This is a genomic window from Glutamicibacter sp. AGC84 (assembly GCF_053543575.1).
Window position 1 is genome coordinate 178,070 of record NZ_JBLVOC010000015.1, and the last position, 7,001, is coordinate 185,070.

Genomic DNA, 7,001 nt, shown 5'->3' on the forward strand with positions numbered 1-7,001 from the left:
GGGCCCGGTTGCCGTAGTCCAGGCAACGGGGATGGGATCCGGGTTTTGAAGCAGATAGTCTGTGGATACCATGCCTGACTTCCCGAAAAACCGCGCCACCCTGTCCAAGGGCTCTGGCGCACTGCTGATCCTTGCCATCATCCTGGCCTCGCTGAACCTGCGTCCTGCCGTCACCTCCTTGGGGTCCCTGCTTGATCTGGTGATTGGCGACCTGCAGATGAATGGCTTCGTGGCCGGAATGATCACCGGCATCCCTCCACTGTGCTTCGCGCTGCTGGGTCCCTTGGCGCCGCGGCTGGCCGGGAAGCGCGGACCGGAACTAGTGGTGGCCTCAGCCATGGGTGCTGTCCTGTTGGGCATTGCCCTGCGCGCGGTGGCTCCGGGGACCGGATTCTTCCTGCTGTGCACCGCATTGGCCCTTGCGGGCATCGCGGTGGGCAACATTCTCATGCCGGTACTGGTCAAGCGCTGGTTCCCGGGAAAGATCGGGATTGTCACCGGCGCCTACACTACGGCGGTTGCCTTGGGTGCTTCCGGAGTTGCGGGGGTCGCCGTGCCGGTGAATCAGATGCTCGGCGGAAACTGGCGCGTGGGCTTGGGATTCTGGGCAATTCTGGCCTTGCTGGCGCTGGTGCTGTGGCTTTTGGTGTACTTCGGGATGCGCAACCAAATCGCAGCCCAGCAGCAGCATCTTGCCAGTAACTCAAATGATGCGGCCGGCATCGGGCCGATGAGCAAGAACGCCACCGCATGGTGGGTGGCGTTGTTCTTCGGCGGGCAGTCCGCCGTGGCTTATATCTTCATGGGGTGGCTGCCCAAGATCTTCATCGACTTGGGAGTCTCGCCGGCATTCGCTGGATCCCTGCTGGCGATCCTGCTGGGTGTGGGCGTGCCTTTGTCCTTCGTGATGCCGGCGCTCGCTGCCAAATTCTCGAACCAGGCGCCACTGGTGATCTTCAACGGTGCCGTGGGCATCATCGCGATCATCGGCATGCTGCTTGCTCCGGTCCAGGGAGCGGTGCTGTGGGCCGTGCTGCTGGGCATTTGCGGGTCGAACTTCCCGCTGGCCTTGACCATGATCGGCTTGAAGGCCCGCACCGCCGCGGGTGTCTCGAAGCTCTCCACCTTCGGCCAGTCTGCGGGCTATCTGCTGGCGTTCCCCGGTCCGTTCCTGGTCGGGGTGCTGCACGAAACTTCGGGTTCATGGGTTGCGCCAATGTGGCTTATTGCCGGCTTGATCGTTTTCCAGACCCTGGTCGGCATCATGGCCGGGCGTCCGCGCTACATCGAGGACACGCAACTAGAGCAAGTGCGCTAGCTGGCGACTTCGCCGGTCGCGGCTGAGTCGACGTGCTTGTCGAAACCGAGATCTGCCTGGCTTCCTGCGACCCGTCCGGCCAATGAGGCATTGGCGCTTCCGGCTGCGGCGCGGTTCCTGCTGCGGCGCAGGAACGGATATTGGTTGCTGACGAATTCGTCGACCTGTTCCTTGCGGCTAGCCAGGACCAGTTCGGTCCCGCTGCCGCTGTGCACGCTTTCTTCCTGGTAGAGGATGGCGATGCGCGAAGCGACTTGCAGGTAGAAGCTGCGCTGGAATTCGCGGCGTTCAATGGTTTTCTCGGAATCGGTGTACCAGTTCGCGTAGAGCTTGCCCTCCTGTGCCCACCAGTGGGCCATGGCGGCAGTCGCCTGGACAACCAAGGAGGCGAAGAGATTCTTGACGGTAGCTACATCCGATTCATGGCCGATGATGTACAGCCTGCACGAGGTCGAGTAGTTGCTTTGCAGCATGGACACCGTGCGGAAGGCCCGGCCCACAGCGGACAGGCCATCGCGCTGTCCCAGGCGGTAGACGCCGCGCATATCGAAGTGCTCCTCGATAATGGCTTCCTTCTTCTTGCCCCGGTGGGCCGAGTCGGCATCCAGTTCCGCACGGCCGATGCCATAGCGCACCATGAGCCGTTCGGCATGTTCCTGGAAGGCCTGCGCTTCGTGCGGAAAAGTGGTGTTCTCGGCCTTGTTCAGCAATAGGGCAATGCGTTCTTTCAAGCGTTGCAGCTTTTGCTCAGAGGTGCTCATGGCTTCTTCCTTGCTAGCGGTCCGGCGGTGGCGAAGCGGTCATATCCGGTTCTCTGCATTAGTTTGCCACGAGGTGCAGAGCCCTGCTTGAGGGGCTGTGGGTAACTGCCGCCAGTGGACCCTAGCCGGTTGTGCAAACCGCGCGTAGAGTGAAGGCACCAAGCAGGTCCAGCAAGCCCGCGAACTTCGCTTCGCGGCTGGTCATCGGGAGGTTGTGATGGGTGATTTTCGTGCATACACCATGGAAGAGCGGGCCACGTACCTGGCCCCTTCATGCGATCGCTGCGGGCAGCACCGCCACATAGTGTGGGAGAAGGTCGAAGGAACCGAGACCTACCGTCCGCGTGATGCGGGGTGCTCCAATGAGGCCTGCACCGCCTAGCTAGCGCAGCGTGCGGGCAGGCACCGCTCACGAGCGGATGCCGAGACTTGCCGAGATGCGTGCCGAGGCGGCCGTGAGCACGGCTGCAATGTGGTTGCGATCGCGTTCCAGTGGCGGGTAGATGACTGCGATGGCCGCGGGCTTGCCCTGCGGGAGCACCAGCGGAACGGCAATCGAGGTCAGCCCCGGGATCACTTCGTCATGGCTGAATTCGAAGTCCTTGGCCGGGTGCTCCTGGGGATTGAGCATGGAACGGATGACCCGTCCCGGTGCGCCGTTGTCGATCGGATGGCGGGTGCCCGGGCGCTGGGCCACGGTGGCATCGGCGAGCCGGGGTTCTGCGGTGCTCAGGGTAACGGCTGCCTCGCCATCGAAGACGACAAGCAGCGCTGTCATCTGCAGCTCATCGGAGACGGTGGCCAGATGCGGTGCGGCCGCGGCCTGCAGGGACTTGGCGACGTTGCGCGCCAGCGCGCCCAGGCGGGCTCCCAACTCGAGCTCGCCTGCCGGATTGCGTTCCACGAAACCGAACTGCTCGAAGGTCTTGACCAGCCGGTAGGCCATGGAGCGGTGCACGCCTAGCAGTCCGGCGAGTTCCGAGACGCTCAGCGGCGTCGCGGATTCCCCGATCAGGGTCAGTGCCTCTAGCCCGCGGCCCAGGGTCTGCGAACCGCCTTCGGTGGTTTTGCTCATGTTCCAATCATTCCATCTGGCCTGCGCAGATGCCTGCCGTGCTGTTCCCGGTGTGATCCACGTCTTGCCTACAGCCTACGTGAAAGCTACGATTGTTTCTATAGTTAGAACAGTGTCGCAATTATAGAGACAATGAAGTTCAGCGGCACAGCGATAGGGGAGCCACATTATGCAGATTCACCACAGGGGATACGTTTCCGGGGATCCACGGGTCAAGGAAGCGGCCGGCTACGGCATTGACCGCGCCGAGCAAATTCCCGATGAAATGGATGTGCTGATCGTTGGAACCGGTCCGGCGGCCGCCGTGGTGACCGCGCAGCTCTCGCGCTTCCCGAGCATCAACGCCCGCGCCATCGAGATGCGCCCGGGCCGGCTCGACGTCGGCCAGGCCGACGGCATCCAGGCCCGCTCGGTGGAAACCTTCCAGGCTTTCGGCTTCGCCAACGAGGTTGTCGAAGAGGCCTACCGCAATGTCGAAATGTGCTTCTGGACCCCGGACCCCGAGAACCCGGCGAACATCAAGCGCCATTCGCGTGCTGCCGACGACTCCACCGGAATGAGCGAATTCCCGCACATCTACGTGAACCAGTCGCGCATCCTGGACTACTTCCTGCGTGACGCCGAACGCGCGCCGGGCAAAATCACCCCGGACTACGGCGTGGAATACCTCGGCTGCGAGATCGACCCGGACGCCGAATACCCGGTGTCCGCGCGCATCAAGTACGTGGCGGGGCCGCATACCGGCGAAGAGCGCACCGTGAAGGCCAAGTACCTGGTTGGCGGCGACGGCGCGCGCAGCCAGGTGCGCCGCTCGCTGGGCCACAAGCTGCACGGCGATGCGGCCCTGCATGCCTGGGGCGTCATGGACGTCATGGTCAACACCGACTTCCCGGACATCCAGGTCAAATGCTCCATCCAGTCCCACGACGCGGGCAATATCCTGCTCATCCCGCGCGAGGGCGGCTACCTCGTCCGCTTCTACGTGGACCTGGGCGAGCTGACCGCCGAGGATGCCGGGGCCATCCGCAACACCCCGGTCGAGGAAATCGTGGCCACGGCCAACCGCATCATCCATCCGTACACCATGGACGTGAAGAACGTCGCCTGGTTCTCGGTCTACGAGGTGGCCCACCGGATCACCGACGGCTTCGACGACGTTTCCGATGAGGAGCGCGGCACCCGCTGCGCGCGCGCCTTCATCATGGGCGATGCCTGCCACACCCACTCGGCCAAGGCCGGGCAGGGCATGAACGTGTCCATCCAGGACGGCTTCAACCTGGGCTGGAAGCTGGCCGCCGTGCTCGAAGGCCGCGCCCCGGATGCGCTGCTGGATACCTACGCCGGGGAACGCAAGGTCATCGCGCAGAACCTGATCGACTTCGACAAGGAATGGTCCACCCTGATGGCCAAGTCGGTGGACGATTGGGAAGACCCTGACGAGCTGGAGAAGTACTACACCAAGACCCAGGAATTCCCTGCCGGGTTCATGACGCAGTACACCCAATCGCCGATCACCGCCGGCCTGGAGCACCAGGATCTGGCCCCGGGCTTCCCGGTGGGCAAGCGCTTCAAGTCCGCCGAGGTCATCCGCCGTTCTGATAACCGCTGGCGCCACTTGGGCCACTTCCACGAGGCTGACGGACGCTGGCGCATCTACGCCTTCGCCGATGCGGCAGCACCGGCACTGGAGGGCACCGCAATGGCCGACTTCGCCGCTTGGTGGAGCGCCGATCCGGCATCGCCGCGCAACCTGTACACCCCGGCGGGCGGGGACGAGGATGCCGTTTTCGATACCAAGGCCATCTACCAGCAGGACTATACGCAGGTCGAGCTGCATGATGTGCCCAAGGCCTTCCAGCCGTTGAAGGTCCCGTACGGCCTGCACGACATCAACCAGGTATTCGCAGCCGGCCACGGCCGCGACATCTTCCGCGACCGCGAAATCAGCAAGAACGGCGCCATCGTGGTGGTCCGCCCGGACCAGTACGTCGCCGGGATCTTCCCGGTGGATGCGCGTGAGGAGATTGCCGGGTTCTTCGCCGGGAACATGCTTCCGGCCAACGGCTAGAAAACCCTCTTGGCTCTTTTGGCCGCACCCGACTGAACCATGGGTGCGGCCAAGGGGCCAAGCCTGCATAACGGCCGCCAAGCTGTCGCGCGCTGCTGGTAGCCTCGGGTGCATGAGCGCACTTTTCGACACGCTGCCGGTTCGCCGCATCACCGAACATCCCAAGGCACCCATGGATCGTTCCGACTGGGCCGCCCAGATCCCGGCGGTGCAGCAACTGCTTGACGAGGGCCTTGAACTGGGCCAGCTGACTGTGCTGGTGGGGGAAAACGGCGCGGGAAAATCAACGCTCGTCGAGGCGATTGCAGCGGCCTTTGGGCTGAATGCCGAGGGCGGAACCCGCAACAGCATGCACCAGACCCAACCCACCGAATCCGGGTTGTCCTCGCACCTGCAATTGGAACGCGGAGCCGGTGCGTCCAAGGCCGGAGTGTTCTTGCGCGCAGAAACCATGCACGGGCACTTCGCCTATCTGGGCTCCATCGGCTCGCGCGGAAAGCACAATTTCCAGAGCCATGGCGAATCCTTCGTCGAGTTCTTCACCGAGCGATCGTATGTCAATGGGTTGTGGGTCTTCGACGAAGCCGAGTCAGCGCTGTCCTTCAATGGCTGCCTCATGCTGCTCTCGCATATTGCAGATCTGCTGCGTTCCGGTTCCCAGGTGATTCTCTCCACCCACTCGCCAATTCTTGCTTCCTTGCCGGAGGCGAGAATCTATGAAATTGGCGAGTGGGGAATCCGCGAATCGGACTACGACGAGTTGGACATGGTGCGGAACTGGCGGCTTTTCCTGGATGCCCCGGGACGGTACCTGCGCCATTTCAATGACTAGATTGCCGACGCAGCGTGGTCTTCGGTTAGAGCGGCGCTGCTAATTCCCCTAAGCTTTAAGCAACGGAAGACGAAGGGACGCACTATGGCCAAGAAGCGCTCAATTTGGGCTCGAATGTTCGGTATCGGCAAGGCTAACGCCAACGCCGCTTTGGATGCTCTGGAGGATCCGAAGAAGATGCTGGACCAGTCGGTTCGCGAATACACCAACAACATTGCCCAGGCCGAGCAGGCGGTTGCCCAGACCATCGGCAACCTGCGCATGGCCGAGGACGACCACGCCAAGTTCCAGCAGGAAGCCAAGGACTGGGGCAACAAGGCGCTGGCCGCGTCGAACAAGGCTGACGAATATTCTGCCGCCGGTGACAGCACCAACCAGCAGAAGTTCAACCAGCTGGCCACGGTGGCCATCCAGCGCCAGATGGACGCCGAGAAGCGCGCCAAGAACCTGGGATCCACGATCACCACCCAGCGTGATGTCGTGGCCAAGCTGAAGACCGGTCTGAACACCATGCAGACCAAGCGCCAGGAACTGGTGGCCAAGCGCGATGAGCTGGTGGCCCGCGCGCGCAATGCCAAGACCCAGAACCAGATGATGGACACCCTCAAGGCCCTGGACATCAACGACCCGACCAGCGAGATCAGCCGCTTCGAGCAGCAGATCCGCCAGGACGAAGCCAAGGTCCGCGGTGCGCAGGAACTGGCGGCCTCTTCCCTGGATGCGCAGTTCGCGCAGCTGGAAGACCTCGGTGCCGAGACGGAAGTTGATGCGCGCTTGGCAGCCTTGAAGGCCAGCAACGCCCCACAGGACATCCTCGAGGAAGCCGACGGCGCAGCGCAGATCGAAGCCGGCGCACCGCAGGTTTCCGAGATCGAAGCACGCCTGGCTGCCTTGAAGAAGAACCAGGCCTAGGTCCTAGCCACAAGCGCCAAAGCGTCCCTTCCCGG

Annotated in this window: 7 protein-coding genes; 5 read left to right on the forward strand and 2 right to left on the reverse strand. The window is 63.0% G+C overall.

The features are described from left to right. Positions 1-70: 70 nt before the first annotated feature. Positions 71-1,318 carry a CynX/NimT family MFS transporter gene (locus ACNPN0_RS09610; RefSeq protein ID WP_286134065.1) on the forward strand — a complete coding sequence of 416 codons (1,248 nt, stop codon included), beginning with the start codon at positions 71-73 and terminating at the stop codon, positions 1,316-1,318. On the opposite strand, the gene ACNPN0_RS09615 is transcribed toward ACNPN0_RS09610, so the two are convergent. Next, the gene (locus ACNPN0_RS09615) at positions 1,315-2,079 is read right to left on the reverse strand and encodes a DUF2786 domain-containing protein (RefSeq protein ID WP_105662055.1); all 765 of its coding nucleotides are present in this window, start codon (positions 2,077-2,079) and stop codon (positions 1,315-1,317) included. The genes ACNPN0_RS09610 and ACNPN0_RS09615 overlap by 4 nt on opposite strands. Before the next feature lie 217 nt (positions 2,080-2,296). On the opposite strand from ACNPN0_RS09615, the gene ACNPN0_RS09620 reads away from it, so the two are divergent. Then, the gene (locus ACNPN0_RS09620) at positions 2,297-2,461 is read left to right on the forward strand and encodes a hypothetical protein (RefSeq protein ID WP_332731303.1); all 165 of its coding nucleotides are present in this window, start codon (positions 2,297-2,299) and stop codon (positions 2,459-2,461) included. A gap of 27 nt (positions 2,462-2,488) precedes the next feature. Here ACNPN0_RS09620 and ACNPN0_RS09625 read toward each other — a convergent pair whose 3' ends face one another. Next, on the reverse strand, positions 2,489-3,154 hold the full coding sequence (locus ACNPN0_RS09625; protein WP_133834163.1) for an IclR family transcriptional regulator: 666 nt from the start codon (positions 3,152-3,154) through the stop codon (positions 2,489-2,491). 169 nt (positions 3,155-3,323) lie between these two features. On the opposite strand from ACNPN0_RS09625, the gene ACNPN0_RS09630 reads away from it, so the two are divergent. The 3 genes from ACNPN0_RS09630 (at position 3,324) to ACNPN0_RS09640 (ending at position 6,966) form a co-directional block, all read left to right on the forward strand. Continuing rightward, positions 3,324-5,222 (forward strand): FAD-dependent monooxygenase, encoded by a 1,899-nt coding sequence (locus ACNPN0_RS09630; RefSeq protein ID WP_448938889.1) that lies wholly within the window; start codon positions 3,324-3,326, stop codon positions 5,220-5,222. Positions 5,223-5,334: 112 nt separating this feature from the next. Beyond that, complete coding sequence (locus ACNPN0_RS09635) at positions 5,335-6,054, forward strand: AAA family ATPase (protein ID WP_102599184.1); 720 nt, start codon at positions 5,335-5,337, stop codon at positions 6,052-6,054. Between the two features lie 84 nt (positions 6,055-6,138). Beyond that, on the forward strand, positions 6,139-6,966 hold the full coding sequence (locus ACNPN0_RS09640) for a PspA/IM30 family protein (protein ID WP_105656123.1): 828 nt from the start codon (positions 6,139-6,141) through the stop codon (positions 6,964-6,966). Positions 6,967-7,001: the final 35 nt, after the last annotated feature.